Annotated in this window: 25 protein-coding genes and 2 pseudogenes; 17 read left to right on the forward strand and 10 right to left on the reverse strand. The window is 68.8% G+C overall.

Annotated elements, in window-relative coordinates:
* Positions 1–25: 25 nt before the first annotated feature.
* Positions 26–634, reverse strand: coding sequence for a TetR/AcrR family transcriptional regulator (locus BLW82_RS00210; protein ID WP_093496896.1), 609 nt, complete (start codon positions 632–634; stop codon positions 26–28).
* Positions 635–702: 68 nt separating this feature from the next.
* Here BLW82_RS00210 and BLW82_RS00215 point away from each other — a divergent pair, with 68 nt between their 5' ends.
* From BLW82_RS00215 to BLW82_RS00230, 4 genes and pseudogenes are all read left to right on the forward strand, one after another.
* Positions 703–1,755: a zinc-binding dehydrogenase gene (locus BLW82_RS00215; RefSeq protein WP_256215546.1), complete on the forward strand. Its 1,053-nt coding sequence runs from the start codon at positions 703–705 to the stop codon at positions 1,753–1,755.
* Between the two features lie 20 nt (positions 1,756–1,775).
* The gene (locus tag BLW82_RS00220; RefSeq protein WP_093496898.1) at positions 1,776–2,378 is read left to right on the forward strand and encodes an NADPH-dependent F420 reductase; all 603 of its coding nucleotides are present in this window, start codon (positions 1,776–1,778) and stop codon (positions 2,376–2,378) included.
* Between the two features lie 56 nt (positions 2,379–2,434).
* On the forward strand, positions 2,435–3,520 hold the full coding sequence (locus BLW82_RS00225) for an alkene reductase (RefSeq protein WP_093496899.1): 1,086 nt from the start codon (positions 2,435–2,437) through the stop codon (positions 3,518–3,520).
* Between the two features lie 376 nt (positions 3,521–3,896).
* Positions 3,897–5,231: pseudogene (locus tag BLW82_RS00230) on the forward strand (IS1380 family transposase).
* 199 nt (positions 5,232–5,430) lie between these two features.
* On the opposite strand, the gene BLW82_RS00235 reads toward BLW82_RS00230, so the two are convergent.
* The gene (locus tag BLW82_RS00235) at positions 5,431–6,474 is read right to left on the reverse strand and encodes a pentapeptide repeat-containing protein (RefSeq protein ID WP_256215547.1); all 1,044 of its coding nucleotides are present in this window, start codon (positions 6,472–6,474) and stop codon (positions 5,431–5,433) included.
* An 876-nt stretch (positions 6,475–7,350) separates the two neighbouring features.
* On the opposite strand from BLW82_RS00235, the gene BLW82_RS46130 reads away from it, so the two are divergent.
* Positions 7,351–7,737, forward strand: coding sequence for a transposase family protein (locus BLW82_RS46130; RefSeq protein ID WP_371131466.1), 387 nt, complete (start codon positions 7,351–7,353; stop codon positions 7,735–7,737).
* A gap of 116 nt (positions 7,738–7,853) precedes the next feature.
* Here the strand turns inward: BLW82_RS46130 and BLW82_RS00245 are convergent, their stop codons facing one another.
* The gene (locus BLW82_RS00245) at positions 7,854–8,678 is read right to left on the reverse strand and encodes an alpha/beta fold hydrolase (RefSeq protein ID WP_093496902.1); all 825 of its coding nucleotides are present in this window, start codon (positions 8,676–8,678) and stop codon (positions 7,854–7,856) included.
* A 464-nt stretch (positions 8,679–9,142) separates the two neighbouring features.
* On the opposite strand from BLW82_RS00245, the gene BLW82_RS00250 reads away from it, so the two are divergent.
* The gene (locus tag BLW82_RS00250) at positions 9,143–9,931 is read left to right on the forward strand and encodes a maleylpyruvate isomerase N-terminal domain-containing protein (protein ID WP_177232783.1); all 789 of its coding nucleotides are present in this window, start codon (positions 9,143–9,145) and stop codon (positions 9,929–9,931) included.
* Positions 9,932–9,992: 61 nt separating this feature from the next.
* On the opposite strand, the gene BLW82_RS00255 is transcribed toward BLW82_RS00250, so the two are convergent.
* Together BLW82_RS00255 and BLW82_RS00260 are read right to left on the reverse strand one after the other, a co-directional pair.
* Positions 9,993–11,036, reverse strand: a complete 1,044-nt coding sequence (locus BLW82_RS00255) for a helix-turn-helix domain-containing protein (RefSeq protein ID WP_143063614.1) — start codon at positions 11,034–11,036, stop codon at positions 9,993–9,995.
* Positions 11,037–11,169: 133 nt separating this feature from the next.
* Positions 11,170–11,826 carry a TetR/AcrR family transcriptional regulator gene (locus tag BLW82_RS00260; protein ID WP_093507754.1) on the reverse strand — a complete coding sequence of 219 codons (657 nt, stop codon included), beginning with the start codon at positions 11,824–11,826 and terminating at the stop codon, positions 11,170–11,172.
* Between the two features lie 108 nt (positions 11,827–11,934).
* Here BLW82_RS00260 and BLW82_RS00265 point away from each other — a divergent pair, with 108 nt between their 5' ends.
* The 5 genes from BLW82_RS00265 (at position 11,935) to BLW82_RS00285 (ending at position 16,526) form a co-directional block, all read left to right on the forward strand.
* Positions 11,935–13,374 (forward strand): MFS transporter, encoded by a 1,440-nt coding sequence (locus BLW82_RS00265; protein WP_093496905.1) that lies wholly within the window; start codon positions 11,935–11,937, stop codon positions 13,372–13,374.
* Between the two features lie 150 nt (positions 13,375–13,524).
* Positions 13,525–14,403 (forward strand): NmrA family NAD(P)-binding protein, encoded by an 879-nt coding sequence (locus BLW82_RS00270; RefSeq protein ID WP_093496906.1) that lies wholly within the window; start codon positions 13,525–13,527, stop codon positions 14,401–14,403.
* 15 nt (positions 14,404–14,418) lie between these two features.
* Positions 14,419–15,249, forward strand: a complete 831-nt coding sequence (locus BLW82_RS00275; protein ID WP_093496907.1) for an oxidoreductase — start codon at positions 14,419–14,421, stop codon at positions 15,247–15,249.
* A gap of 65 nt (positions 15,250–15,314) precedes the next feature.
* Positions 15,315–16,157 (forward strand): alpha/beta fold hydrolase, encoded by an 843-nt coding sequence (locus tag BLW82_RS00280; protein ID WP_093496908.1) that lies wholly within the window; start codon positions 15,315–15,317, stop codon positions 16,155–16,157.
* A gap of 81 nt (positions 16,158–16,238) precedes the next feature.
* Positions 16,239–16,526, forward strand: a complete 288-nt coding sequence (locus BLW82_RS00285) for a hypothetical protein (protein WP_093496909.1) — start codon at positions 16,239–16,241, stop codon at positions 16,524–16,526.
* A 165-nt stretch (positions 16,527–16,691) separates the two neighbouring features.
* Here BLW82_RS00285 and BLW82_RS42975 read toward each other — a convergent pair.
* A pseudogene (locus BLW82_RS42975) lies at positions 16,692–16,814 on the reverse strand (Ku protein); the annotation flags it as partial.
* A 221-nt stretch (positions 16,815–17,035) separates the two neighbouring features.
* Here BLW82_RS42975 and BLW82_RS00290 point away from each other — a divergent pair.
* Genes BLW82_RS00290 through BLW82_RS00300 form a run of 3 tightly spaced genes read left to right on the forward strand, consistent with a single transcriptional unit; the run spans position 17,036 to position 19,809 of the window.
* A complete protein-coding gene (locus BLW82_RS00290; RefSeq protein ID WP_256215548.1) occupies positions 17,036–17,755 on the forward strand; it encodes a TnsA-like heteromeric transposase endonuclease subunit in 720 nt (239 codons plus the stop codon).
* Entirely contained in the window at positions 17,752–18,255 is a 504-nt protein-coding gene (locus tag BLW82_RS00295) for a hypothetical protein (protein WP_093496910.1), read from the forward strand. The genes BLW82_RS00290 and BLW82_RS00295 overlap by 4 nt, the downstream gene beginning before the upstream one ends.
* A 48-nt stretch (positions 18,256–18,303) precedes the next feature.
* Entirely contained in the window at positions 18,304–19,809 is a 1,506-nt protein-coding gene (locus tag BLW82_RS00300) for an ISL3 family transposase (protein ID WP_371131467.1), read from the forward strand.
* A 230-nt stretch (positions 19,810–20,039) separates the two neighbouring features.
* Here BLW82_RS00300 and BLW82_RS00305 read toward each other — a convergent pair whose 3' ends face one another.
* Positions 20,040–21,005 (reverse strand): quinone oxidoreductase family protein, encoded by a 966-nt coding sequence (locus BLW82_RS00305; RefSeq protein WP_093496912.1) that lies wholly within the window; start codon positions 21,003–21,005, stop codon positions 20,040–20,042.
* A gap of 91 nt (positions 21,006–21,096) precedes the next feature.
* Between BLW82_RS00305 and BLW82_RS00310 the strand changes: the two genes are divergently transcribed.
* Together BLW82_RS00310 and BLW82_RS00315 are read left to right on the forward strand one after the other, a co-directional pair.
* Positions 21,097–21,723, forward strand: coding sequence for a TetR/AcrR family transcriptional regulator (locus BLW82_RS00310; protein ID WP_256215549.1), 627 nt, complete (start codon positions 21,097–21,099; stop codon positions 21,721–21,723).
* A gap of 86 nt (positions 21,724–21,809) precedes the next feature.
* Positions 21,810–22,319: a nuclear transport factor 2 family protein gene (locus tag BLW82_RS00315; RefSeq protein ID WP_093507756.1), complete on the forward strand. Its 510-nt coding sequence runs from the start codon at positions 21,810–21,812 to the stop codon at positions 22,317–22,319.
* Positions 22,320–22,328: 9 nt separating this feature from the next.
* On the opposite strand, the gene BLW82_RS00320 is transcribed toward BLW82_RS00315, so the two are convergent.
* A complete protein-coding gene (locus BLW82_RS00320) occupies positions 22,329–22,700 on the reverse strand; it encodes a winged helix-turn-helix transcriptional regulator (protein WP_093496914.1) in 372 nt (123 codons plus the stop codon).
* The gene (locus BLW82_RS00325) at positions 22,690–23,319 is read right to left on the reverse strand and encodes a TetR/AcrR family transcriptional regulator (RefSeq protein ID WP_143063615.1); all 630 of its coding nucleotides are present in this window, start codon (positions 23,317–23,319) and stop codon (positions 22,690–22,692) included. Before BLW82_RS00325 ends, BLW82_RS00320 begins: the two co-directional genes overlap by 11 nt.
* 77 nt (positions 23,320–23,396) lie before the next feature.
* Between BLW82_RS00325 and BLW82_RS00330 the strand changes: the two genes are divergently transcribed.
* Positions 23,397–23,717: an EthD domain-containing protein gene (locus tag BLW82_RS00330; RefSeq protein WP_256215551.1), complete on the forward strand. Its 321-nt coding sequence runs from the start codon at positions 23,397–23,399 to the stop codon at positions 23,715–23,717.
* 16 nt (positions 23,718–23,733) lie between these two features.
* Here BLW82_RS00330 and BLW82_RS00335 read toward each other — a convergent pair whose 3' ends face one another.
* Positions 23,734–24,663 (reverse strand): SDR family NAD(P)-dependent oxidoreductase, encoded by a 930-nt coding sequence (locus tag BLW82_RS00335; protein ID WP_093496917.1) that lies wholly within the window; start codon positions 24,661–24,663, stop codon positions 23,734–23,736.
* Positions 24,664–24,705: the final 42 nt, after the last annotated feature.

Here is a 24,705-nt window from a genome sequence, read left to right on the forward strand (position 1 = left end):
GGTCCCGCAGCGGCTCCGAGTCGCATCAGTTGAGGGCGTGGCTGCGGCCGGTCTGCAGGATCTCGTCGGAAAGTCCGGGCTCGACGTGGCATACGGCGCGGGCGAGCATCAGTGCGCCGACCATTTCGCTGAGCAGGCGGATGGCCCTGTGGCGGGCTTCGGCCGGGTCGAGCCCGTGGTTTTTCTCCTCGGCTTCGCGCAGGAACTCGGCGGTGAAGCCGGTGAGGTATCCCTCGACGCCTTCGGCGTACGCGCTCTGCACGGTTTCGCTGTGCCGTCCGGCGTCGGTGGCCATGGAGGCGGAGGGGCAGCCGCCGTCCGGGGCGTCACGGTGTGCGGTGGACAGATAGTCGGCCACGACCCGCTCCAGCGGTGAGCCGGCCTGGTCCGGGCCGTCCTCGATCGCCTGGGCCAGGACCGCGAGCGAGGCGGCGTAGGAGGCGCCGCACACCTCCACGGCCAGCTCGTTCTTGGAGGCGAAGTGGTTGTAGAAGCCGCCGTGGGTGAGTCCGGCTTCCTTCATCAGCTCGGCGATGCCGACCGCGTCGATGCCCTGCGAGCGGAACATGCGGCTCGCCGCTTCGAGGATGTTCTGCCGGTTGCGGGCCTTGTCTTCCTTGGTGATCCGCGGCATGGCCGTCCCCTCGCGTCGCTCTCTGTTTGACATCTTTAATGATGACCCTCATCATAGCAGGAGTTGCAATGATGAGGGTCATCATTAATAGTTCGTGGAAGGAGAGCACCATGCGCGCCATCGCCTACGACCAGCACGGTGAAGCCGGGCAGGTACTACGCCTGAGCAAGCGGCCGGCCCCTGCTGCGCCCGCAACCGGGCAGGTTCAGGTGCGGGTGCTGTCCAGGCCGATCCACCCCGGCGACCTGGCGGGAGTGGAGGGCCTTCCGGGTTGGCCGCGGCAGCGGTTCGCCACGCCCCGGATTCCCGGCGTGGAGGCAATGGGCGTCATCGAGGCCGTCGGCGAGGGTGTGCAGGATCTGCGGCCCGGCCAGCGGGTGGCGTTCTTCCCGGTGCCGGGCGCGTGGAGCGAAGTCGTCACGGCGCCGGCCGATCTTGTGGTGTCGGTGCCCGAGGACCTCGGCGACGACACCGCGGCGTTGATGCTGGCCAACCCGCTGACCCTGCTCTCCTTGCTGCGGGCGGTCCAGCACGCCCAGCGCGGCCGGGCCGGTCCGGTGGTGCAGACGGCCGCCGGTTCGTCGGTGGGAAAGCTGGTCAGCGCCGCAGCCCTCAAGCACGGCATCCCGCTGGTCAACCTGGTGCGCAGCGCCACGGGGGCGCAGACATTGCGGCAGCGCTTCCCCGCACTGCCGGTCATCTCGACGGCCGACGCCGACTGGCGCACTCAGGTCCAGGACGCGACCGGCGGCCGGGGCGTCCAGGTCGTACTGGACGCGGTGGGCGGATCCCTGACCGGTGAGCTGGCCGGGCTGCTCGCCGACGGCGGCACGCTGATCACCTACGGAGGGCTCGGTTCCGGCAGCACGTCGCTGGAGTCGCTCGCGCTGACCCCGCGGGCCCTGACCGTGCGGGGGACGTCCGTCTTCCAGTGGATGGCCGCCCGCACGCCCGAGGAGCGGGCCGAGGACGTCGCCTTCGCCGCCCGGCTGGCCGCGACCGCCCCGGAACTCTTCGAGGTCGCCGCCCGCTACGACCTCGCCGACTTCGCGAAGGCCATCGACCACGTCCGCCGCCCCGGCAGGAACGGAACCGTCCTGCTCACCAGCCCCGCACCCTGAACCCCACGAAGGGCACCGCCATGAAGATCGGAACCCTCGGCGCCGGAACCGTCGCCCAGGCCATCGCCCGCCACGCCGTGGCCCACGGCCACCAGGTCGTCCTGAGCAACAGCCGCGGCCCCGCCTCCCTGGCCCGCCTCGCCGACGAAATCGGACCGCTCGCCCAGGCCGGCACCCCGCAGGAAGCCGCCGCGGCGGAACTCGTCGTGCTCGCAGTCGGCTGGCCCCAGATCCCGGACGCGGTAGCCGGCCTGCCTCCCTTCGACGGGCGCATCGTCATCGACGCCACCAACCAGTTCGCCTCCCCGCCCCCGCCCATGAAGATCGCCGACCTGGGCGAGCTGACCGGCAGCGAACACGTCGCCTCCCTGCTTCCCGGAGCCCGCGTCGTCAAGGCGTTCAACACCCTCTACGGCCAGTACATCGCCGCCGACCCGCGCCACCGGTCCGGACGCCAGGTGCTGTTCCTCGCCGGTGACGACGCCGACGCCAAGACCACCGTCAAGGACCTCACCGCCGCCTTCGGCTTCGCCCCCGTCGACCTCGGCTCCTTGCGCGAGGGCGGACGCCTCATGCAGCTCGGCGGCCCGCTCTCCGGCCTCCACGCCCTCAAACAGGACTGAGGCGCCCCGCCCATTCCTCGCTCTCCCCCTATCAACCCCCCACAAGGAAGTTGCTCATGACCACCCAGCCCCTGCTCCAGCCCGTCCGCCTCGGCGCCCTGGAACTCCCCAACAGCGTCGTCATGGCCCCCATGACCCGCGCCCGTGCTCAGAACGCCGAGCTGGCCCCCACCGACCTCCACGCGACCTACTACGCGCAGCGTGCCGGCGCCGGCCTGATCGTCACTGAGGGAACCTGGGTAAACGCCGACGCGATCGGTTTCATCCACGCGCCCGGCATCTACACCGAGACGCAGACCGCCGGCTGGGTGAAGGTCACCGAAGCCGTCCACGAGGCCGGCGGCCGGATCGTCTCCCAGCTCGGCCACCTCGGCGCGGCCTCCCACCCCGACCACCTCGGCGGCCGCCTGCCCGCCGGACCCTCGGCCATCAACCCCGGCGAAAAGTCCTTCACCCCCTCCGGCCCCAAGGACACCGTCACCCCGCGCGCCTACACCAGCGCTGAGATCGCCGCCACCATCGCCGACTACCGCCACGCGGCCGAGAACGCCCGCCGCGCCGGCTTCGACGGCGTGGAAATCCACGCCCAGCAGTCCCACTTGATCCCGCAGTTCCTCAACCCGCGTCTCAACCAGCGCACCGACGCCTACGGAGGCAGCAGCGAGAAGCGGGCCCGGCTCCTCCTCGACATCCTCGACGCCGTCAGTGACGTGTTCGGCAGCGACCGCGTCAGCGTGAAGATGTCCCCGGGCTGGAACAACGGGACCACGTTCACCGCGGACGAGGAAGCACTCGCCGACTACGACCAGCTGTTCAAGAAGCTCAACGACAGCAACCTGGCCTACCTGCACCTCCTGGGCACCCCCGGCACCATCGAGGAGCGAATCGCCCTCTTCTCCCGCTACCGCGCCCACTACCAGGGCAACATCATCGCCAACCTCGGCTTCACCCAGGCCCTCGGCAACGAAATCCTCGACCACAAGATCGTCAACGCGGTCTCCTTCGCTGAACCTTTCATCGCCAACCCTGACCTGGTCGAGCGCTTCGCGCAGGGCCACCCGCTGGCCGACGGCGACCGTGCCACCTACTACGCCGGTCACGCCGAGGGCTACACCGACTACCCCGCCTTCACCGCCAACTGAGCAAGCAATACGTCGACGCAGCGTCGGCGCGTGGGGCAGCAGGAAACCTCCTGCTGCCCCACACCCAACGCAGCGCCGACCAGTTCTCTGAACGCTACTGGCCCCGAGCCACAGCAAAGGGGACAACACCACAGGTCGGGTACCTGCAGCAGCGAGCCCAGTCCCACAGGTGCCCTGGTTCACCGGTGGCGGTGTGATGGTCCGCACAGGAGTGTCAGTGGAGAGCCGTCATGTCGATGTCAGCGGCTTAGCACTAGCCTCGCGCCTTCACGACGCGGGCTGTCCAGTAGGTGACCAAGACAGCAGAAAGTTCCTCTGACCAGCGAGAATAGGATTGTCCAGGCCCTTTTTCCCGATCCTGTCGGAGGCACTCCAGGTGAAGAAGCGTATCGGGTCGTACCAGCGTGTCCGCGCTGAGGGCGGCGGTCGTGGGTTGGTCTCGCAGGCCGGGGCCGTGCTGCTGGTGGAGACGGTCCGCAAGTCCGGCCTGGATCAGGCGATATCGACGGCACTGGCACCCTGGCGGAAGTCCCGCGCGGTACACGATCCGGGCAAAGTCCTGTTGGACGTGGCGCTCGCGGTCGCGCTCGGCGGTGACTGTCTCGCCGATGTCGCCATGTTGCGGGCCGAGCCCGGCATGTTCGGGCCGGTGGCCTCCGACCCGACGGTCTCCCGGCTCGTCGACACCCTCGCCGCTGGCGGGAACCGTGTGCTGACCGCGATTCGCCAGGCCCGCGAACACGTCCGGAAACTGGCCGGCGACACGGCTCCGGACGCCAGCGGGCAGGTGACCGTGGACCTGGGCAGTGTCCTGGTGATCTCCCACTCCGACAAGCAGGACGCGGCCGCCACCTGGAAGAAGACCTTCGGGCATCACCCGCTGATGGAATTCGTCGACCACGGCACCGGTGGGTCCGGTGAGCCGGGGTGCTGCGAGCTGGAAACGCAGGCAGCAACACAGCCGCCGACCACATCATCACCGCCCAACTGGCCCTGGCTCAACTGCCGAAGGCTTACCGGCGCGGCAGGCGGACGCTGATCCGCACCGATTACGGCGGGGCACTCATGAGTTCGTGGGCTGGCTGGCCCAGCGCGGGCGGTGGCTGTCGTACTCCGTCGGCATGACCATCACCGACGCCATCCACCAAGCCGTACTCGATGCACCGGTATCGGCCTGGACGCCTGCCGTTAAACCCAGCGGAGACATCCATGACGGCGCCTGCATCGCCGAGATCGCCGGTGACGTGCTGACCGGCTGACCTGAAGGGATGCAACTGATCGTGCGGAAGGAACGGCCCCACCCCGGTGCCCAGTTGCGAATCACCGACGCCGACGGCCTACGGCTCACCTGCTTCGCCACCAACTCGGTGGACGTTCCGATCGCCGCGCTCGAACTGCGGCACCGCCGACGCGCGAGGCCCGCGCCACCGGCCTGCGCAACCTGCCCCTGCACGACACCGCGCAGAACCAGATCTGGCTGGAGATCGTCCAGATCGCCCTCGACCTCCTCGCATGGATGCCCATGCTTGCACTGACCAGCGAAACCCTCAGGTGGGAGCCCCTCCACCTCCGGCTCCGCCTCTTCTCCGCCGCCGCCCAGATCGTCACCACCGCCCGCCGCCGGCGTCTACGGTTCGCACGCCACTGGCCCTGGACCGGCGTGATCACCGACGCCCTGGCACGGCTCGAAGCCATCCCGAACCCCGGCTGACCAGTACATTCCCGTCCCTGCGAGCAGCACCACCCGACCGGAGCCGTGGAACCCGGCGCCCATCCGACGCGAAGGCCGGACCATCAGCCTGGCCGCCACCAGCCCGAACGACCGAAACGGACCACCGAAGAAACCGTCGGGCCGTCACGAAAGATCGAGGCTAGAGGAGGGGAAAACGACCCTTTCCGGCCCCTTCGTGCTATGGATTTGGGTTTTGCCAAGAAGGTGGAAGGGTGACCGTCTCAGTAGCGCTGGTGGCGCTGACGGCGTCGAGAAGCCCGATAGGAACTGGACCCGTCGCGTTATCGAAGGGAACCTGGCCGCCGGAAAACTTCACGTTGCGGAAGGACACCTCGCTGCCGGAGAACGTCGCTCCGGCGAAGCTCACCGAGCCGCCGTCGAACGTCGCACGGTCGAAGGCCACCACGCCGCCGGAGAAGATGGCACCGTCGAAGGCCACCATGTCGCTGTCGAACGTTGCGTCGCGGAAGGACACCTCGCCGCCGAAAAACCCCGCGCAGATGAAGAACAACACGCGGCCGGAGATTGACGCGCCTTCGAAGGAGACGGTGCCTTTGGAAAACACGGCGCCGTGAAAGTCCATGACACCGTCGATGGTGACGCCGGTGAGGTCGAGATTGCAGCCCTGCCAGGAGCGGTGCATGCCTTCGGGTATGCGGTAGTGATCTCCGATCAGGCGCAGGATCGTATGCCTGACCTCGCGCATTCCGAGGTAGAGGTCTTTTTTGTCCCGGTGGGCAGCGCGCTGCTCCTCGCTGGGCGAGGTTCCGTCGGGCAGGTTGCCCGGATCGGAGGGGGAGGGCAGCCGCAAGTAGGCGCACAGTACGTCAATGCAGGTCTGGCGCAGGTCTTGTGTGGGTGCGTCGTTGGCGAGGCCGAACAGGGCGTGCACCCCACCGAGCCGGACGGCTGGGGAGTCCTCACCGAGTTGGGAGACGGCGGTGGTGAACCCCTCCGTGTGCAGTCGGGTCGCCTCGCGTAAGGCGCCGTCTTCATCGACGCGCTGACGCCGGTAGGCCACGACCAGGGCTACCAGCGCGCCGGATCCAGCGACCACCCCGAAGGACAGTTTGACCAGGTCGAACAAGGTCGAGGTGGTCAGCTGATGCTCGGGCTTGAGGCCGTGGGCGCCAAGCAAGTTCCAGCCGGTGAGGAAGGCGCCGACAGCGACCACGATCGCGGCGGCGAAGATGACGGCGAGAGCGGTCCCGACCGGCCACATGCGTAGTCCGTTCCGGGGACCCCGATACCGAGGACGAGACAAACGGCGGCTCATGCACGTCAGGACTGCTTCGGCCTTCCACTGGTTGCAATGGGCACTTGGCAGACCGATCGTTCCAGCCCCTCAGCGCGCGTTGTTCTTTACCTCGCCGGAGGGCGTGAGGTGCCCCGGGACCGGACGTGGCCCCTGGGGTGCGGCGTGACACCGCGGCGTCACCATGAAGGAGCGGTCTGGGCGGGCGCCGCTCGAACGTTCGTGCCATAAGTGCCGATATCATGTGGGTGGTGTGCCCGAAATGTGCCACCCCGGAAGGATCTGCGATGACCACTGCCGCGCCTCCGCCGCCGTTCTCGGAACCTGACCCGTCAGCGCTGCTCTGTCGAAGACGGTGATGTCCTCCGGCCGCTGATGAGGATCTCTGAATTCGGCCGGGGCATTCGTTGCCCCACTCGCTCCGGCGTTCAACGGAGTGGGGAGTTGCAGCGAGCGTCGCGCACGTTGCCGACTGGAGCCGACCGCTCGCGGAGTGTGCGGGCCATGCCGGCCGGTCAAAGGTGCCTGCGGCGGCGCTGCGCTGGGCTTCGCCCACCCTGGACAGTCCGTCCCGTCCCTGGACCCAAGGCGGCGTCGTTCAGTCGGTGTGTCCGGGTTGATGGGGCTTCAGGAGTTGGGGCAGAACACGAGATCGTCGCCGGTGGCTGACGCGGAGGCAGGCAGGGCTTTGGGTGATCATGAGGTGTCGAGTCCCTGATCACCACGACGGAAGAGCGTGCCTGCCCGTTCATCCGTGCTCATCCCGGGCCTGTGGGCCAACTCACCGACGCCGCGCTGCCCATCCCAGACGACTTCTCCGGCCTGTTGAACTGCCTGGCTCAGGTGCCTAATGACCGGCGGGACCAGGGCCGAAGCCATCCGCTCGCCTTCGTCTTGTCCCTGGCAGCGTGCGCGGTGCTGGCCGGAGCGAAGTCCTTGGCCGCGATCGCGGAGCGGGCTGCCGACGCCCCGCCACACGTACTGTCCCGATCGGTGGCCCATGCCGGAAGCCGGAGCGCGGCCCCGTCGCCCCGGCCGAGGCCACCGTGGGCCGTATGGTTCACCACGTCAGGGACATCGCGTATGCCGAGGACACCGCTCGCGTACGCACCGGCACCGCTCCACGTGCCATGGCATCCCTGCGCAACCTGGCCATCGGTACTCTCCGACCAGACGAACATCGCGCCGCTCGACTCCGCCACCACACCCGCGACGCCAGCCGTCCACTGATCACCCTCGGCATCTTGTGATCAACCGGGACACGTCCCCCGAACAACCGAACAACGCGGCCCTGCGGGCCGAGCAGACGTGTGCCACCGCGCACTCGCTGGGTCCGACCACGAAGGTCAGGAGCGGATGAATTCCAGCAGATCCGCGTTGATCGTTGACGCCTCGGTCGTCGGCATGCCGTGCGGGAAGCCCGGGTAGACCTTCAGCTCGCCGTTGGGCAGCAGCTTGGACGAGAGCAGCGCCGAGTCGTCGATGGGCACGATCTGGTCGTCGTCGCCGTGCATGACCAGGACCGGCACCGTGATCTTCGTGAGGTCGTCGGTGAAGTCGGTCTGGGAGAACGCCACGATGCCGTCATAGTGGGCCTTGGCGCTGCCCGTCATGCCCTGTCGCCACCAGTTGTCGACGATCGCCTCGTCGAATTCGCGTCCCGGACGGTTGAACCCGTAGAACGGGCCGGCCGCCAGCGCGCGGTAGAACACCGAGCGGTTCGCCGCCAGCTGCGCCTGCAGGTCGTCGAAGACCGCCTTGGGCAGTCCGCCGGGGTTGGCGTCGGTCTGGACCATCAGCGGCGGAACGGCTGCGATCAGCGCGGCCTTGGCCGCCCGGTCCTGGCCGTGTCGGGCCAAGTAGTGTGCGACCTCACCACCGCCGGTGGAGTGGCCGACGAACACGGCGTCGCGCAGGTCGAGATGGTCGACCACCGCGGCCAGGTCGTCGGCGTAGTGGTCCATGTCGTGCCCGCTGTCGGTCTGGGTGGAGCGGCCGTGGCCGCGGCGGTCGGCGGCGACCACGCGGAATCCCTGGTTGAGGAAGAACAGCAGCTGAGGGTCCCAGTCGTCCGACGAGAGCGGCCAACCGTGGCAGAAGACGATGGGCCGGCCCGAGCCCCAGTCCTTGTAGTGGATGTCGAGGCCGTCGGAGGTGGTGATGGAGGGCATGCCCGCTTCTCCCTGTCCGTTCGCAGCGATGACATGACAGACGCCGTCGATCCGCTCTGTCATTGAGTGCGCTCGCGCGGTTCGCCGCATTGCGGTTCACCGCGACAAGCGCTTTCGAACACCTTGTCAGTCCCGTACGGCTCGGAGGGAACCAGCGCCCCCCGCTGTGCACGGCACGCACAACAGGGTTCACTTCTCGCACACTGCGCTGCGCCGGCCGGCACCTACCATGTGATCCGCATGGGACACCGCAGTGACCGTCGGCCTCGAAGACCCGGCCGGGCACACGGTGTTGTGCCCCATCGGGATGTGCCGACGTGGCAGCCGTCCACGCCACGAGGAGTGCGGGGTGTACGAGACGGCACCTCCCATGTCGACGAACCGCCGCAGATCGGGATTCCCTGCCGGTGCGCGCTGCGCTCCGCCCCCACCAAGGAGTGATGCCCCTCATGACTGTTGCGGGAATGAAAGGCTTTCACCTGGCGACGCAGGATCTGCTCCTCGTCGCCAGCACTCTCGACGACGCCAGCTGGAACCTGCCCAGCGGTGCCGCGGGCTGGCGGGTCAAGGACGTGTTCACGCACGCCGGACAGCTCATCTCGCTGCTGGTGTCTGCCGTGCAGGGGACGTTGCGGTATCCGGATCCGCCGCTCGGGATCGAGCGGCTCAACGAGGTGCTGGTCGACGCCGTCAGGGAGCAGTCGCCCGCCGCAACCGTCGACTTCCTCCGAGTCCAGTCGGAGCTCGCCTTCCCCGTGTTCGACAGTCTCCAGGACGAGCCGGCGGCATCGTCCACCGCGCAGTTGCTCGACCTCGGCGTATACGAGCTGCACGCCATCCCGGACATGTTCTGTTTCGACTTCGCGACCCACCTGCGCTTCGACCTGCTCGGTCCCCGCGGGCCGCTGGACGCCGATGTGCCGCCCATGGACGAGGACCGGATGGAGCCCTCCGTCCACTGGCTGCTGGGCGGCATCCCGAAGATGCAGCGCAACCTGCACCGCTCGCTCCTCGCGCCGTTGGCACTCGATCTGACGGGCCCGGCGTCGACCCGTGTCGTCCTTCACCGCGTCGGGGACATGATCCTCGTCGAGGACCCCGCCACCGCACCGGCCCCGGCGGCTCAGGTGACGTCGTCCACGTTCGATTTCCTCGCCTGGTCGACCACCCGTATCCCCTGGCGTGAGGGGACCGAGGTGACCGGGGATACCGCTGTCGCCGCCGCTTTCCTCGACGAGCTGAACCTGATCTGACGCCTGGGCTCCGGCTTTGCGGTGTCGCGCACGACGGCCCCTGGGTCCGCTGACGGTCCGTTCAGTGCTTTCGCCATTCGCTGGGGGACATGCCGTATTCGGCTCGGAATGCGCGGCTGAAGCTGGACAGGTCGGAGAAGCCGTGGCGTCGTGCGACAGCACCGACGGCCACGGCGGCGTCGGCGGCGAGGGCCTGCCTGCACGCTTCGAGGCGGCGGGTGCGGATCCAGTCGGCGAGACTGATGCCGCTTGCGGCAAGCACCTTGTACAGATAGCGCACCGAGATGTGGTGCGCGGCTGCGATCTGCTCGGCGGACAGGCCAGGGTCGTGGAGGTGCCGGCGGGCGTATTCAAGGATGCGCATCTGCAGGGTGGCGGCCATGGGCTCGGCCGCTAACTCGTCGGCCCGCAGATGGGTCGCGATCACGGCGCGGATGAGTTCGATGCTCGGGTGACCGACGAGGTCGGCGTTGACCGCGGTGGTCAGGGCGGGATCGGCGGCCAGTCGGCGCAGATAGTCGTGGGTCAGCGAGGTCACCGGGTGCCCCGGGCCCAGCTTGACCGCGCACGCCGCGCGGATCATGTCGTGCGGCATCGCCAGCGCCGAATGCGGTATTCGGAAGAAGTTGCCGGTCATGCCGGTGTCGTTCAGCAGTGTGTAGGGGGACGTGGAGTCGTACATGACCAGTTCGCCGGGCCGGAGCACCGCTTCCCGGTCGTGTTGGAGGACCATGCTCGACCCGGAGAGCTGCACGTTGATGAAAATGCTCGGTTCCATCGAGTCACGGGCCAAGGCGGTAGTGCGTTCCACCCGCAGGGCGGTGGTACGTCCCGCGCAGACGGTCAGGTCGCCCAGGTCCGTGACGACGCCATGCGCGGCCACCGACCGTCGGTGCCCGGGCCAGTGCAGTTCGATCGGCACCATCGTCGCGCCGAGCGCCTCGTGGACGAACTCGGCACGATCACGCTCTTCGACCTCATCGGTGTTCAGAATGACGGGCATCACGCCGACCTTTCGACCCTCCCGCCGGAAACGTACAGGAACTGACCAGGGACGGCGCCGAACTCCCGCCTCTTCACCGGCCGTTGTGACTGACCGGGACACCCAGGCTGAGCCGGCCCGACGCCCGGCTCTCGATGGCAGGTCCGGCCGCTCAGGATCCCGGGACGAGCAGCCGTCGTGGATGAGCACCGCCCCGAGACGGCGCCATCGCAGACCGGCCCGGACCTGCCAGGAGTCACCGGCCACCGGCTGGGCCGTCGTCCGGTCCGCGCTGCACGGCGAACGACTCGATGTAGGCCAGCGCTCCGTACAGGGCGTCACGCAGAGGCGTGGAGTCGCCGGCCGCCTGGTCCAGCAGGGCGCCGCCCTGGAACGCGGCGGCGAGCAGGTGGGCGAGCGCGGCCGGGTCGGCCTCCGGCCGCAGCTCGCCGCGCTCACGCATCTTGCTCAGGCCGCGCGCGAACAGCTCCTGCCACCGCTCGAAGCCGTCGGCCACCGCGTCCCGGTGGGAGGGCTCGGCCTTGACGACCTCGGCGGCCAGGGAGCCGAACGTGCAGCCGCCGCGCACCATGGCCTGCGAGGCGATGTAGGAATCGGCCCACCGGTACAGGGCCGCGAAGCTGTCCAGTTCGCCCAGCTCGGGCGCCTGGTGGCGGGCGACGATGGTGTCGGCCTGCCAGGCGAGCACCGCGCGCACCAGGGACTCCTTGGTGGGGAAGTGGCGCGTCAGCTGCGAGCCGCTGACTCCGGCGGCCTCGCGAATCTGCTCGTTGTTGGTGTTCTGCGCACCGTGTTCGTAGATCAGCTCCGCGGCCGCCCTGACGATGCGTTCGCGCGTGGCCAGGCCCTTGGCGGTCAGCTTGCGACCCGGCGCTTCGCTGGTGGTGGTCATGGCGACCATCATACCGCAAGAAAGGGCTTGACAGCCCATTCTCTGAGGTGTTTTCTGGCTGCAGACAAAAAAGGGCTGACAAGCCCATTTAATGGGGAGGCGGACGGGATGTCCACACAGGCTGCACCGCAGGCGCCCGCGACGACGCCGCACACGGGCCCGGCTCCGGCCTCGGCCACGGCTACGGCCGGTACCGAGGCGGGTCACCCGCGCCGCTGGAGCATCATGGCGGTGCTGGGTGCCGTCGCCTTCATGGCGCAGCTCGACTTCTTCGTCGTCAACGTCGCCCTCGACGGGATCGACCGGTCGTTCCCGGGCGCGGGCGTCGCGAGCGTGTCGTGGGTGCTGTCGGCCTACGCGATCGTCTTCGCCGCCGTGCTCGTGCCCGCGGGCCGCATCGCGGACCAGTGGGGGCGCAAGAAGATGCTGTTGTCCGGAGTGGCGCTGTTCACCCTCACCTCCGCCGTCGCGGCCGCCGCACCGAGTCTCGGCGTGCTGGTGGCCGCCCGCGCCTTCCAGGCTGTCGGCGCGGCGATGATCGTGCCGACCTCGCTGGGTCTGCTCTACCCGAGCTTTCCCAGGCGCCAGCACACTCTGGTGGTCGGCCTGTGGGCGGGCGTGGGCGCGATCGCGGCCTCGGCGGGCCCGCCCGTCGGCGGTCTGCTTGTCACCCTCGACTGGCGGTGGATCTTCCTGATCAACGTTCCCGTCGGCATCGCCACCCTCGTCGCCGGTGCGCTGCTGCTGCCCGAGGTGCGCCAGCCCAGGGGTGCTGCCCTGCCGGATGCGGTCTCCGCCCTCGCACTGCTGCTGGCCGTGAGTCTGCTGGTGCTCGCCACCGTCCAGGGACCGGGGTGGGGCTGGACGGACATCCGCACCCTGGCCTTGTTCGTCGCAGCCGCCCTGGCCGGGGCCGCGACCGTCGAACGCACGCTGCGCGCCAAGGCGCCCGTGATCGAGAGGCAGCTGTTCGCCGTCCGGCCGTTCACCACGGCCACCGTGGCCCTGTTCCTGTTCTCCGCCGGCTTCGCGATCGTCCTGCTCAGCACCGCGCTGTTCATGCAGGAGGTCTGGCACTTCAGCCCGCTGCGCGCAGGCGTCTCGATCGCCCCGGCGCCCCTGGCCTCGATCGCCTTCGCGATGAACGCCGGACCCATCCAGCACCGCTTCGGACGCACCGTCCCCGCCGTGACCGGCACGCTGGCCATGGCACTCGCCGCCGGCTACTGGCTCGCGGCCGTGCACACCGCCCCCGACTACTGGGGCGGCATGTTCCCGGGCCTGATCCTGGTCGGCCTCGCCGGCGGTCTGGCCCAGGCACCGCTGTTCGCCGCCGCCGGCACCCTCGCACCCGAACGCGCCACCACCGGCAGCGCCGTACTCAACATGAGCCGGCAGATCGGCAGCGCCGTGGGGGTGGCCCTGCTCGTCGCCCTCACCCCCCAGGCCACGACCACCGCCTTCGACCACGCCTGGTGGGTCCAGGCCGGCGCCGGACTCGCCGCGGCCACCGCGCTGCTCGCCCTCCGGCCCCGCCACACCCCCTGACCACAGGACCGCGGCCACCCGGATCGGGGCCGCAATCACAGCCTCCTGCGCGGGCATCGCACGGACTCACTCATCTTCTGCGACACCCGCTCGAAGGTCTGACGCTGGAGTTCCCGCCAGCTCCCCTCTCAAGAAACGGAGATCATCATCATGGAACGCAACCTCCTCGTGATCGGGGCCACCGGCAAGACCGGCGGCCACACCACCGAACTCCTGCTCCAGCGCGGGCACCACGTCCGCGCACTCGTCCGCGGCCTCGACTCGCGCGCCGAGCGGCTCGCCGCCCTCGGAGCGGACATCGCGGAAGGCGACGTCCTCGACCTGGACTCCCTGGCCCGCGCGACCAAGGGGATCGACGCCCTGTACTTCACCTATCCGATCCGCCCCGGCCTGATGGACGCCACCGCGAACGTGGCCCAGGCGGCGGAGGAGAACGGGGTCCAGGCCATCGTGAACATGTCGCAGATCTCCGCCCGCCGCGACACCGCCAGCAACGCAGCACGCCAGCACTGGGTCGCCGAACGCGTCCTGGACCGCTCCCCGGTCCCCGTCACCCACATCCGCCCGACCTTCTTCGCCCAGTGGCTGATCGACACCTGGGCCGACGGAACCGGTGAACTGCGCCTGCCGTTCGCCGACGGACGCCACGCCCCCATCGCCGAGAGCGACCAGGCCAAGGTGATCGCGGCCATCCTGGAAGACCCCGCCCCGCACGCCGGCCAGATCTACCCGCTGTACGGAGCCGAGGAGCTCAACCACTACGAGATCGCCGAGAAGATGTCACGGGCGCTGGACCGCGAGGTCACCTACGTGCCCATCGAACTCGACGAGTTCGCCGCCATCCTGCACGGCCGTGGCGCGCCCGACCACCTGATCCAGCACCTGCTCGCCGTGGCCGTCGACTACCGCAACGGCGTCTTCGCCGGCACCAACGACCTCGTGAAGACGATCGGCGGCAGCGCCCCCCTCGACGTCGAGGGCTTCATCGCGCAGAACCGCGCGGCCTTCGACCTGCCCACCACCATCTGAACGCTGGAGAAGACAATGAGTATCTGGTTCGTCACCGGATCGTCCCGGGGCTTCGGCCTGGAGATCACCCGTGCCGCCCTCGCGGCCGGCCACCAGGTGGTCGCCACCGCGCGGAAGCCCGACACCGTCCGCGAGCAGTTCCCCGACGCCGGCGACACGCTGCTCACCGTGGCGCTGGACGTGACCGACCCACAGAGCATCGAAGCGGCCGTCGACGCGGCGGTCGAGAAGTTCGGCCGGATCGACGTCCTGGTCAACAACGCCGGCACCGGACTGCTCGCCGCCGTCGAAGAGTCCGACGACGCCGCCGTCCGCGCGGTGTACGAGACCAACGTGTTCGGCCCGCTCGCCGTCCAACGCGCCGTACTGCCGGTACTGCGGCGTCAGCGCTCCGGCCACGTGATCAACATCAGCTCCATCGCCGGCTTCGCCACCGCGCCGGGCTGGGGCATCTACGCCTCCACGAAGTTCGCCGTCGAAGGCTTCACCGAGACCCTCCACACCGAACTGGCCCCCCTCGGCATCCACGTCACCCTCGTGGAACCCGGCTTCTTCCGCACCGACTTCCTCGACCCCGCCAACCTGCACACCGGCCCCGACACCATCAACGACTACGCGCCCACCGTCGGCGCCATGCGCACAGCCGCCGCGAGCCTCAACCACACCCAGCCCGGCGACCCGGCCAAGGCCGCGCGCGCCATCGTCGAGATGGCCGACACCCCCGAGCCGCCCCAACGCCTCCCGCTCGGAGGCGACACCCTGCAAGCCTTCGACGCCAAGCTGGACGCCTTCCGCAAGGACATGGACGCCTGGCGGCACGTCGCCCTCGCCACCGACCACGACTAGAACGCCACCTTTCGACTCTGCCACCCCCTGGACGGGCAACTCCCCTGTACCTGAAGGAAAAATCCATGCCAAGCCACCTGTTCGACTCGGCCGAGACGCGGCACGTCGACGCCCCGCACGGAGCGCTCGCCTACCGCGAGGTCGGGCCGGCCACCGCAGCGCCCCTGCTGCTCCTGAACCGCTTTCGCGGCACACTCGACCACTGGGACCCCGCCCTGCTCGATGTGCTCGCGGCCCACCGTCGCGTGATCGTCTTCGACAGCGCCGGTGTCGGATACTCCGGCGGAGAGCCGACCGACACCGTTCGCGGCATGACCGAGGTCGCAGTGGCCTTCCTGGACGCCCTCGGACTGCAGAAGGTGGACCTGCTGGGCTGGTCCATGGGCGGTTTCGTCGCACTCGACCTGGCCCTTGAACGCCCTGAGCGGGTACGCCGACTCGTCGTCGCGGGCAGCGGCCCCGGCGGCGTGCCCGGCAACCCGGGCCCGGACCCGAGGGTCCCCGAGCACGCCCTGCGTGAGAAGAACGACTACGAAGACTTCCTCTTCCTCTTCTACCCCGAGACCGAGACCGGCCGGAGCGCGGGACTGGACTCCCTGCGCCGCATCGACCGGCGCCTAGCCCGCTCCGGGCAGGACGTGCCGGCGCCTGTGCGCGAGGCCCAGATGAACGCCATCGTCCGGTGGAACAGCGGCATCGACTCCGCCTGGAGCCGCCTCGACGACCTCGCGGTGCCGGCCCTGTTCGCCAACGGCGCCCACGACGCGATGGAACACGTGTACCAGACGTACGCCATGGCCCAGGCCGTCCCCAACTCCAAGACCGTCATCTACGGAGACGCCGGTCACGCCTTCCTCTTCCAGCACCCCGAGGACTTCGGCGGCGAAGTCCTGCGTTTCATCGAGTGACCCGGCCGGTACACAAGATCCCGTGCCCGTTCGCTTGCGGGGCCGCAGCAGAACGTGGCCCCGCAAGCTCAGCAGGCGTACGTGGATCGCGCGCCGGACGCCGGCGCCAAGCTGCACCTGATCCAGGCGGCACCGCCCGCACACCGCGACGCGGCACGCCACCTGGTGCACCAGGCCTTCGCGGCAGGCCTGGACCGGGTGTTCCTGCTGTCGGCGACGGCGGCGACGGTCGGCGGACTGATCGTCCTGATCCTGGTACGACCGCAGCCCCGGACAGCCACGGCACACGGCGACGGCGCCCCGGCCGTACCCGCACCGGACCGTTCCCCGAGCCCGGCCGCCGCCGATCCTGGTGGGCACACGGCATAACGTGTTCGACCGAGGATCCTGCCGGGCCGCCCGCAGACACGGGCGGCCCGGCAGGGTCCTGGTGTTACCACTACATGTGTTGCACCTGCTAGCGTCCACGAAACAGACGCTGAGCTGCGCAAGACCGGACGAGTCTGCCTCGCGCTACGGGTGCTGCCCCAGAGAACCCATGTCGTCCACGTGGTACTGGTGAAAGCGCACCGAGTGATCCTCGGTCGCGCTGACCACGTGTACCGGCACCGTGACCAGACCGAAGCTGATCGCGCCGGACCAGATACTCCGGGGCATCGCAGACCTCCGTCACAGCGGGCCCCGAGTTCTTGTGGGATCTCAGATCCCATGGCCGAATCTCAGGGGAAATGGACAATCCGTGGCCGAACGGCCTCGGACGTGAGACGGCCTGGTCAGCCTGTTCACTCTTTGGAGTGGGTCAGACGTGACTGAGACCTTCTTTGGACAGTCTCCTGTCAGGAAGGCCGGTCGGCATCCGGCCCGCCCTGGGGGACGCCATGGACAGTGCCGAGATCACTCTCAGTATTCGCCGTGAGGACGGTGCCGTCGACGAGATCCGGGACCGGTCGTCAGCGTCGCTCGATCTGATGCGCTCGGCCGCCCCGTGGCGGACGTTCCGCTGGTACAGGGGGCAGGGGCACTACTCGGGCACGTACTGGTCGGCAACGACGCAGAGCCACGTGCTCTACGAATCTCGGCTCGAACTTGCCTGCCTGCTCTTCGCCGACTTCGACTCCTCCGTGCACGGCATGGTGGCGCAGCCGTTTCTGCTGAAGGCCGTGATCGACGGGAGGATCCGTAAGCACATCCCGGACTACTTCTTGATCACTGAGCACGGTCCTGTGGTTGTGGACGTCAAGCCGCGGCGCCGGTTGGCGAACCCGGAGGTCGCGTCGACCATGGCGTGGACTCGGCAAGCGATGGCAGAACGGCAGTGGCACTACGAGGTATGGAGCGAGCCTCCCGCGATCGAGCTGGATAACATCCGCTTCCTTGCGGGGTTCCGACGCGAACGGCTATTTGCATCTGACCTTCTGGACGAGCTCCGCGACACCGATCTTGAGGGGGTCCCGATCAGTCAGGCGCCGGTTCACCTCCCCGGACGCCCACAGCCGTACGTACGTGCCGCAATCCATCACCTGCTGTGGAGGCACGAGTTGGCAACGGACCTTGCTGATCCTCTGCGTCCCTCTTCGGTGTTGAGGAGGACGGGATGAGCAGTGCTCACGGCCGGGTCGGGGCGGGCTCGCGTTTCCAGTACGACGGAGATGTTGTCGAGGTCGTCGAGATGACGGCTACGGCAGCGGGCAACGAGGTGATCCTCCGGAACGATCGGGGGCAGGTTCGGCGCCTGGCGTTGAAGGAACTGCTGTTCTCCGACCGAGCGCAGCTGATCCTAGAGCAAGCAGGGCCGACGGCCACCGACGTCGAGCAGATCGCTTCCGTGGTCCTGAGCCAGCTGCATCCGGACGAACGCCGACGGATCTTGGAACGGGCCGAGCACGTCCGCGAAGTGCTCACCGGATACCGCTCCGGGAGCCCGGAGCTGCCACGCGAGGGCGAGCCGTGCCCCACGTACGCACCCGGCACCTCGTTGGAGGCCAGGTGTGCGGCGAAGGCAGCTGAACTGGGAGTTGCACCGCGGTCAGTGAGGCGTTGGGTGGGTCTGTCAAACGAACGGCCCTGTCTCACATTCGGTGGTGACGGAGAGTCCTGATGCATCGTTGGTATCCGTGTGAAGGACGTCAACGAGACTGTGCAGACGGTGTTTTCGGGGCTGTCCCCGCTGGTCATCGGTGATGTGGTCGATGAGGGCGAGCGGGTCGTGGTGCGGGCACGTACTCCGCAGAACGCTGCGGTCTGTCCGGTGTGCGGGGCGTTATCAGGGCGGGTGCACGGCTATCACTGGCGCACGGTGGCCGACGTGCCGATCGATGACCGGCGGGTGGTGGTCCTTGTGCGGGTGCGGCGTCTGGTGTGTCCCACGCGCGGTTGCTGCCATACCTTCCGGGAACAGGTGCCCGGTGTCCTGGAGCGATACCAGCGACGCACGGCCCGCCTGACCATGCAGGTCAAGGCCGTGGTCAAGGAGTTAGCGGGCCGAGCGGGATCACGTCTGCTGGCGCTACTCGCGGTGGGTCTGTCTCGCCACACAGCCCTGCGCACTCTGCTGCGCATCCCGTTGCCCACCGGGCGGGTGCCCCGTGTGATCGGCGTCGACGACTTCGCTCTGCGCCGGCGCCACCGCTACGCCACCGTGATCATCGATGCCGAGACCCATGAGCGCATCGACGTGTTGCGCGACCGCACGGCCGACACCCTGGAAGCGTGGCTACACGCACATCCGGGCGTCGCGGCCGTGTGCCGTGACGGCTCGGCGACCTATGCCGAGGCCATCCGCCGTGCCCTGCCTGACGCGGTGCAAGTCGGTGATCGCTGGCATTTATGGAAGAACCTGTGCGAAGCCGCCCTGAGTGAGGTGAAGGCGCACAGCGCTTGCTGGGCCACCGTACTGGACGCGCCGATCTACGACGGCCCCCGCGCCCAGACCACCCTCGAACGCTGGCATCAGGTTCATGGCCTGCTCGAGAAGGGCGTGGGCCTGCTCGAATGCGCCCGCCGCCTGCAACTGGCCCTGAACACCGTCAAACGCTACGCCCGAGCAGACCGGCCCGAGCGCATGTTCCGCGTCCCCAAGTACCGTGCCAGCCTGGTCGATCCCTACCGCGAGTACCTGCGCAAACGCCGAGCTGAAGACCCCGGCGTCCCGGTCCAGCACCTCTTCGAAGAGATCAAGGCTCTCGGCTTCACGGGCTGTCTGAACCTCCTGCACAAGTACATCAACCAGGGCCGCGCGGACGCCGACCGCAGCCACATCTCGCCGCGCCGGCTCGCCCGGATGCTGCTGACCAGGCCCGACAACCTCACAGCCGAGCAGCACGATCTCCTGGCCAAACTCACCGCGGCCTGCGCCGAGATGACCCAACTGAGCGCGGGCATCAGGGGCTTCGCCCCGCTTCTTACGCCACACACCGACAACCCCGATGCGCTCACGCGCTGGATCACCCAGGTCCGAACAGCTGATCTGCCCCACCTTCACGCCTTCACCCGGGGCCTGGACCGGGACATCGACGCCGTGATCGCCGCCCTCACGCTTCCCTACAGCAACGGCCCCACCGAGGGCGTCAACACCAAGACCAAACGGATCGCGCGCCAGATGCACGGACGAGCAAGCTTCACCCTGCTCCGGCACCGCATCCTCCTCGGATAACAGCACGCTCCGCCACCACCGAATGCGAGACAGGGCCGAACGATTTACAGTCCCATCGGGACAGCCCTGCTGGGTCAGGCTTTCTTGGTGGAGGCTGTGGCCGAGGGGCAGACACCGCCGTATCGAACGGCAAGTGAGGTCAGCACAGTTGAGGAAAGAAGCGACTACCGGCGCGCGCGTCCCGCCGCCTTGCGTGTCCCGCCGGCCGGCGCCTCGATGCTGTTCCTGGTTCAGGGAAGCAGCAGGAGTTTGCCGGTGGTTGCACGGGACTCGATGTCGCGGTGGGCCTGGGCTGCGGCGTGGAGTGGGTAGCGGTGGCCGATTCCCGGGTCGAGGTTCTTGTTCCGTACCAGGTCGAAGAGGTCGGCGCTGTGGCGCAGGAGTGCTTCGCGGGTGGGGATGTGGTCCCGGAAGACCGGATAGGAGATCTTGATGCTGCGGGGCAGTTCCCGCAGGTTGACCACCGGGGCCGCGCCCAGGACGGCCCCGTAGTACAGCAGCAGTCCGTGCCTGCGCAGCACGCTCATGGACGCGCGGAAGGTGGTTTCGCCGCCGCCGTCGAAGACGACGTGGACGCCCTCGCCGCCGGTCAGGTCCAGCACCGGCTCCACGAACGCGGCGCCGGTGGACAGCACGACGTGGTCGGCGCCGGCCTGGCGGGCGGTGTCGGCCTTCTGGGCGCCCGACACGATCCCGATGACGGTGCCGCTGCGGGCCTTGATGAGTTGGGTCAGTTTCTGCCCGAGGCCGCCGGCCGCGGCGTGCACCACGGCGATCTGGCCGGGCTGGATGTCGGCGGCCTCGGTGACGAAGTGGTGAGCGGTGATGCCCTGCATCATCAGGCTCGCAGCCACGTCGTCGGGGATGTCGTCGGGCACCGGCACGGCGTCGGCAGCGGGCAGCACGATCTGCTCGGCGTAGGACCCGTAGGCATACACCCAGGCGACGCGGTCGCCGACGGCGAACTCGGTCACGTCCGGGCCCAGCGCGCTGACGCGGCCGGCGCCCTCCACTCCGGGTACGAAGGGGAGGTCGCCGGTGGCCGCGCCGAGTCGGCGGGCCCCGGTGTCCATGAAGTTCACCCCGGCCGCGGTGATGTCCACGCGGATCTCGCCCGGTCCTGGTTCGGGGGTGGGGAGGTCGGAGACGTGCAGCTGTTCGGGTCCGCCGAGTTCTTCCACAACGATGGCGCGCATGTCAGGCACCCTTCCTTCTTTCGGATGCCGTCCACTGTCCCTCGCATAAAATGGACCGGCAAGTCCAATTCTGGAGCCTCGGGAGGCATCCGTGACCACCGGCACAGACGGAGCGGATCGGTTGACCCGCAAGGGCAGGGAGACCCGGCGGCGCATCGTCGAGGGCGCGGCCGAGGAGATCCGAGAGCGGGGTGCCGCCGGTGCGACCCTCGACGACATCCGTGCCCGCACCGCGACCAGCAAGAGCCAGATCTTTCACTACTTCCCCGGCGGGAAGGAGGAGTTGCTGCTCGCGGTGGCCGCCCGCGAGGCCGACCGGGTCCTGGAGGACCAGGAGCCCCACCTCTCCGACTTGCGCACGTGGTCGGCCTGGCGGGGCTGGCGCGACGCGGTGCTGCGGCGCTATGAGCAGCAGGGCGTCAACTGCCCGCTGGGGGTGCTGATCACCGAGCTGGGCCGCACCACTCCGGCCGCGCAACAGCTGACGGGCCAGTTGATCAGCACGTGGCAGGCGGCCCTGCGCGAGGGCGTCCTGGCCATGCAGGAGGCCGGCGAGATCGACCGCCGGGTGGACGCCGACCGGACGGCGGCCGCACTCGTCGCCGCGGTGCAGGGCGGGGTGACCATCCTGATGGCTACCGGCGGCATCGCCCACCTCGAAGCGGCTCTCGACACGACGCTGTCCCTGCTGCGGGCCGGCGCTCCGGATCGGCAGTGACCCGACACGCGAGGGGCCTCTCATCCCTATACGCACTTTTTTGTCAGTACTTCCGGCGACAAGTCATGCCGCCGTACGGTGCGGTCATGACGACCAACGCAACGCGGCAGAACACCGGACACTCTCTTGAGCAGCGCCTTCAGTACCTGGAGGACCGCATCGAGATCCAGGACCTGATGGTGCGCTACGGCCTCGGTCAGGACCTGCACGAAGACGGCGACAACGACGTCCTGGAGCAGTGGGACTCGGTGTTCGCACCCGAGGCCCGCGTCGACTACTCGGTGGCCGGCGGCCCGCAGCTGAAGGACATCCCCTTCAAGGACCTCGTCGAGGTGATGCGCGCGCCCGACGGATCGATGAGCGGGCTGCTCAAGTGGCAGCATTTCCAGGGGTTTTCCACTGTCGACATCGATGGCGACCGCGCGGTCGCCCGTACCCAGCACCTGCACACCCACAAGGGCGACACCGACGGGCAGGGCTGGAACCTCATCCAGACGGGCTTCTTCGTCGACCGGCTGGAGCGGCGTGCGGAGGGGTGGCGCATCGTCCACCGCACCTTGGAGATCATCTGGATGGACACCTTCGCCACGGTGTGACGGGGCGCGTCAGGCCGCCTCTCCAGCCCCGGAGGCGGCGCTGCACGACCGTTCCGCCCAGTCGTGCAGGGCGTAGAGCGCCGTCGCCAACTCCGCGCCGGCCGGGGTCAGTTCGTACTCCACATGGGGCGGCACCTCGTCGTAGACGATGCGGCGCACTACGCCGTCGCTCTCCAGCGCGCGCAGCTGCTGGACGAGCATCTTCTGCGTCACCTCCGGGATGGCCCGCTCGAGTTCGGAGAAGCGGCGCGGCCGGCGGATCAGCAGGTGATGGATGATCAGCAGTTTCCATCGGCCGCGCAGGATCTCCAGGGTGTGCTCGACACGGCTGATGGAGCACGCCGAGGCCGGCGGGTCGGCGGGGTGGGAGTCAGGGTTCATGGTGCTGGGAACCGTTCTCGGTAGAGGCTTCCTGTGAGGAGTGGACAGTCGTCAGGGCGGACACCAGCTGCCGGTTGGCCTCCTGGGGTGTCATGCCCCAGTCCCACTCGGTCTTGTGCAGGCGCAGGGAGACGACGCCGTGCCAGGCTGACCACAGCAGGAGCGCCGCGGCGAAGGGGGCCTGTGGGGCGACGCGGCGGGAGAGTTCCACGATGCGCTGCTGCAGGCGGGGCCCGTGTTCGGCGCGGGTGGCCGGGAGTTCGTCGTCACTCTCGAAGAGCAGCTGGTAGGCGCCGGAGTGTTCCAGCGCCCAGGCGATGTACGCGTCGCCCGCGACGATGAGCCGGTCGGCGCCGTCGGGCGCACCGTCCAGTGCCGCTTCGACCGCACTGATCAAGGACGTGTACTCGGCGTCGAGCACGGCGGAGCGCAGGTCGGCCTCCGAGGGGAAGTGCCAGTAGACCGCGGACGGGGCGACGTGGCAGGCCCGCGCGATCGAGCGCAGGGACGGCACGGCGACGGGTTGCGGCTGCGCCAGCATCTCCACCGCGGCGGCGACGAGCTCGCCGCGCAGGTCGCGGCGGTCGGTGGCGGTGGCTGCTTCTCGGGATCTGCTCACCACTCCATTGAACACCTGTTCATTGTAGGCTTCAATGAACAGGTGTTCAGGAAGATGGTACGGCAATGCTCACGCTGATGACAGTGATCCGGAAACGGCCCGGGGTCTCCACAGAGGACTTCCGCCGCTTCATGGAGCACGAATACGGACCGACCTACGCAGCACTGCCCCAGGTGCGGGAGTACGTGCAGTACTACCTCACCGACACGGTGAGCGACGGCGTGGAGGAGCCCATCGACGCCATCGTGCGGATCAGCTTCGACTCGCAGTCGGCGATGCGCGAGGCGCTCACGACACCGGAGTACCAGCGGGCACACGAGCTGCGCGGGGCCTATATGCGGGAAGCGTCCACCGGTATCCATTCGGCGGTCCTGGACCGGCAGGTGCAGCTGGTCTAGCCGAGACGCGTCCCGGTCACGCGGCGCGGGTGATCAGGTCCTGCGACAGGTCCCACAGGCGCCGCGCGCCCGCCGGGTCGACGGCGTAGCGGGCCACGCCGTGCAGCGTGCCGGAGCGCCGGTCGACGATCTCGGTCTCGTTGCAGTCGACGAAGTAGCGGCCGCCGACGCCTTCGAGCAGCGGCGAGGTGGCCAGGAGCACTGACGTGGCGGCGCCCTGGTCGACGGTCTTGATCAGCTCGGCGGGGACGCGGCCGCTGCCCCGGCCGCCGGTGTGCCGCTGCAGATTCGTGTAGATGGCGCCCGGCATCAGGGCGTTGGCGGTGATGTTGTCGCCGGCCCAGCGGCGGGTCACCTCCACCGCGAACAGGACGTTGGCCGTCTTGGACTGTCCGTAGGCGAGCCACGGGTCATAGGGGCGGAAGGCGAAGTTGACGTCGTCCCACACGATCGGTGACTGCTGGTGGCCGGTGGAACTCACCACGACGATGCGGGCGTTGCCGTCGGCGGCCAGCGCGCTGTGCAGGCCGGTGACGAGGGCAAAGTGGCCGAGGTGGTTGGTGGCGAACTGCCACTCCCAGCCCTGTTCCGTGTACTGCTCGGGGCAGGCCATGACGCCCGCGTTGTTCACCAGGACGTGCAGCGGGCCCTGCCAGGCGTTGGTGAAGGCCGTGATGGACGCGGGGTCGGTCAGGTCGAGGTGCGCGGCCCGTACGTCCTGGTTGCCGGTCGATTCGGTGATGTCCTTGGCGACGCGTTCGCCCGCCGCCACGTCCCGCACGGCGAGGGTGACGGCCGCGCCGGTGGCCGCCAGAGCGCGGGCCGTCTCCGCCCCGATGCCGGAGGAGGCGCCGGTGACGACCGCGTGGCGGCCGGAGAGATCGATTCCTGACACGACCTCACCTGCGGTGCTGGCGAAGCCGAACGGGGTGGCGAGGGTGCTCATGAGGGGCTCCTTGCAAAGAGGCTGGATGGTGAAGTGGCCACG

Origin of the sequence: Streptomyces sp. Ag109_O5-10 (assembly GCF_900105755.1) — a bacterium.
GTDB lineage: Bacteria > Actinomycetota > Actinomycetes > Streptomycetales > Streptomycetaceae > Streptomyces.

Coding starts and splice junctions, on each gene's coding strand:
- BLW82_RS00210 (WP_093496896.1), bottom strand. CDS start 634: ATGCCGCGGATCACCAAGGAAGACAAGGCCCGCAACCGGCAGAACATC.
- BLW82_RS00215 (WP_256215546.1), top strand. CDS start 703: ATGATGAGGGTCATCATTAATAGTTCGTGGAAGGAGAGCACCATGCGC.
- BLW82_RS00220 (WP_093496898.1), top strand. CDS start 1,776: ATGAAGATCGGAACCCTCGGCGCCGGAACCGTCGCCCAGGCCATCGCC.
- BLW82_RS00225 (WP_093496899.1), top strand. CDS start 2,435: ATGACCACCCAGCCCCTGCTCCAGCCCGTCCGCCTCGGCGCCCTGGAA.
- BLW82_RS00235 (WP_256215547.1), bottom strand. CDS start 6,474: ATGTGGCCGGTCGGGACCGCTCTCGCCGTCATCTTCGCCGCCGCGATC.
- BLW82_RS00245 (WP_093496902.1), bottom strand. CDS start 8,678: ATGCCCTCCATCACCACCTCCGACGGCCTCGACATCCACTACAAGGAC.
- BLW82_RS00250 (WP_177232783.1), top strand. CDS start 9,143: ATGAAAGGCTTTCACCTGGCGACGCAGGATCTGCTCCTCGTCGCCAGC.
- BLW82_RS00260 (WP_093507754.1), bottom strand. CDS start 11,826: ATGACCACCACCAGCGAAGCGCCGGGTCGCAAGCTGACCGCCAAGGGC.
- BLW82_RS00265 (WP_093496905.1), top strand. CDS start 11,935: ATGTCCACACAGGCTGCACCGCAGGCGCCCGCGACGACGCCGCACACG.
- BLW82_RS00270 (WP_093496906.1), top strand. CDS start 13,525: ATGGAACGCAACCTCCTCGTGATCGGGGCCACCGGCAAGACCGGCGGC.
- BLW82_RS00275 (WP_093496907.1), top strand. CDS start 14,419: ATGAGTATCTGGTTCGTCACCGGATCGTCCCGGGGCTTCGGCCTGGAG.
- BLW82_RS00280 (WP_093496908.1), top strand. CDS start 15,315: ATGCCAAGCCACCTGTTCGACTCGGCCGAGACGCGGCACGTCGACGCC.
- BLW82_RS00290 (WP_256215548.1), top strand. CDS start 17,036: ATGGACAGTGCCGAGATCACTCTCAGTATTCGCCGTGAGGACGGTGCC.
- BLW82_RS00295 (WP_093496910.1), top strand. CDS start 17,752: ATGAGCAGTGCTCACGGCCGGGTCGGGGCGGGCTCGCGTTTCCAGTAC.
- BLW82_RS00305 (WP_093496912.1), bottom strand. CDS start 21,005: ATGCGCGCCATCGTTGTGGAAGAACTCGGCGGACCCGAACAGCTGCAC.
- BLW82_RS00315 (WP_093507756.1), top strand. CDS start 21,810: ATGACGACCAACGCAACGCGGCAGAACACCGGACACTCTCTTGAGCAG.
- BLW82_RS00320 (WP_093496914.1), bottom strand. CDS start 22,700: ATGAACCCTGACTCCCACCCCGCCGACCCGCCGGCCTCGGCGTGCTCC.
- BLW82_RS00330 (WP_256215551.1), top strand. CDS start 23,397: ATGACAGTGATCCGGAAACGGCCCGGGGTCTCCACAGAGGACTTCCGC.
- BLW82_RS00335 (WP_093496917.1), bottom strand. CDS start 24,663: ATGAGCACCCTCGCCACCCCGTTCGGCTTCGCCAGCACCGCAGGTGAG.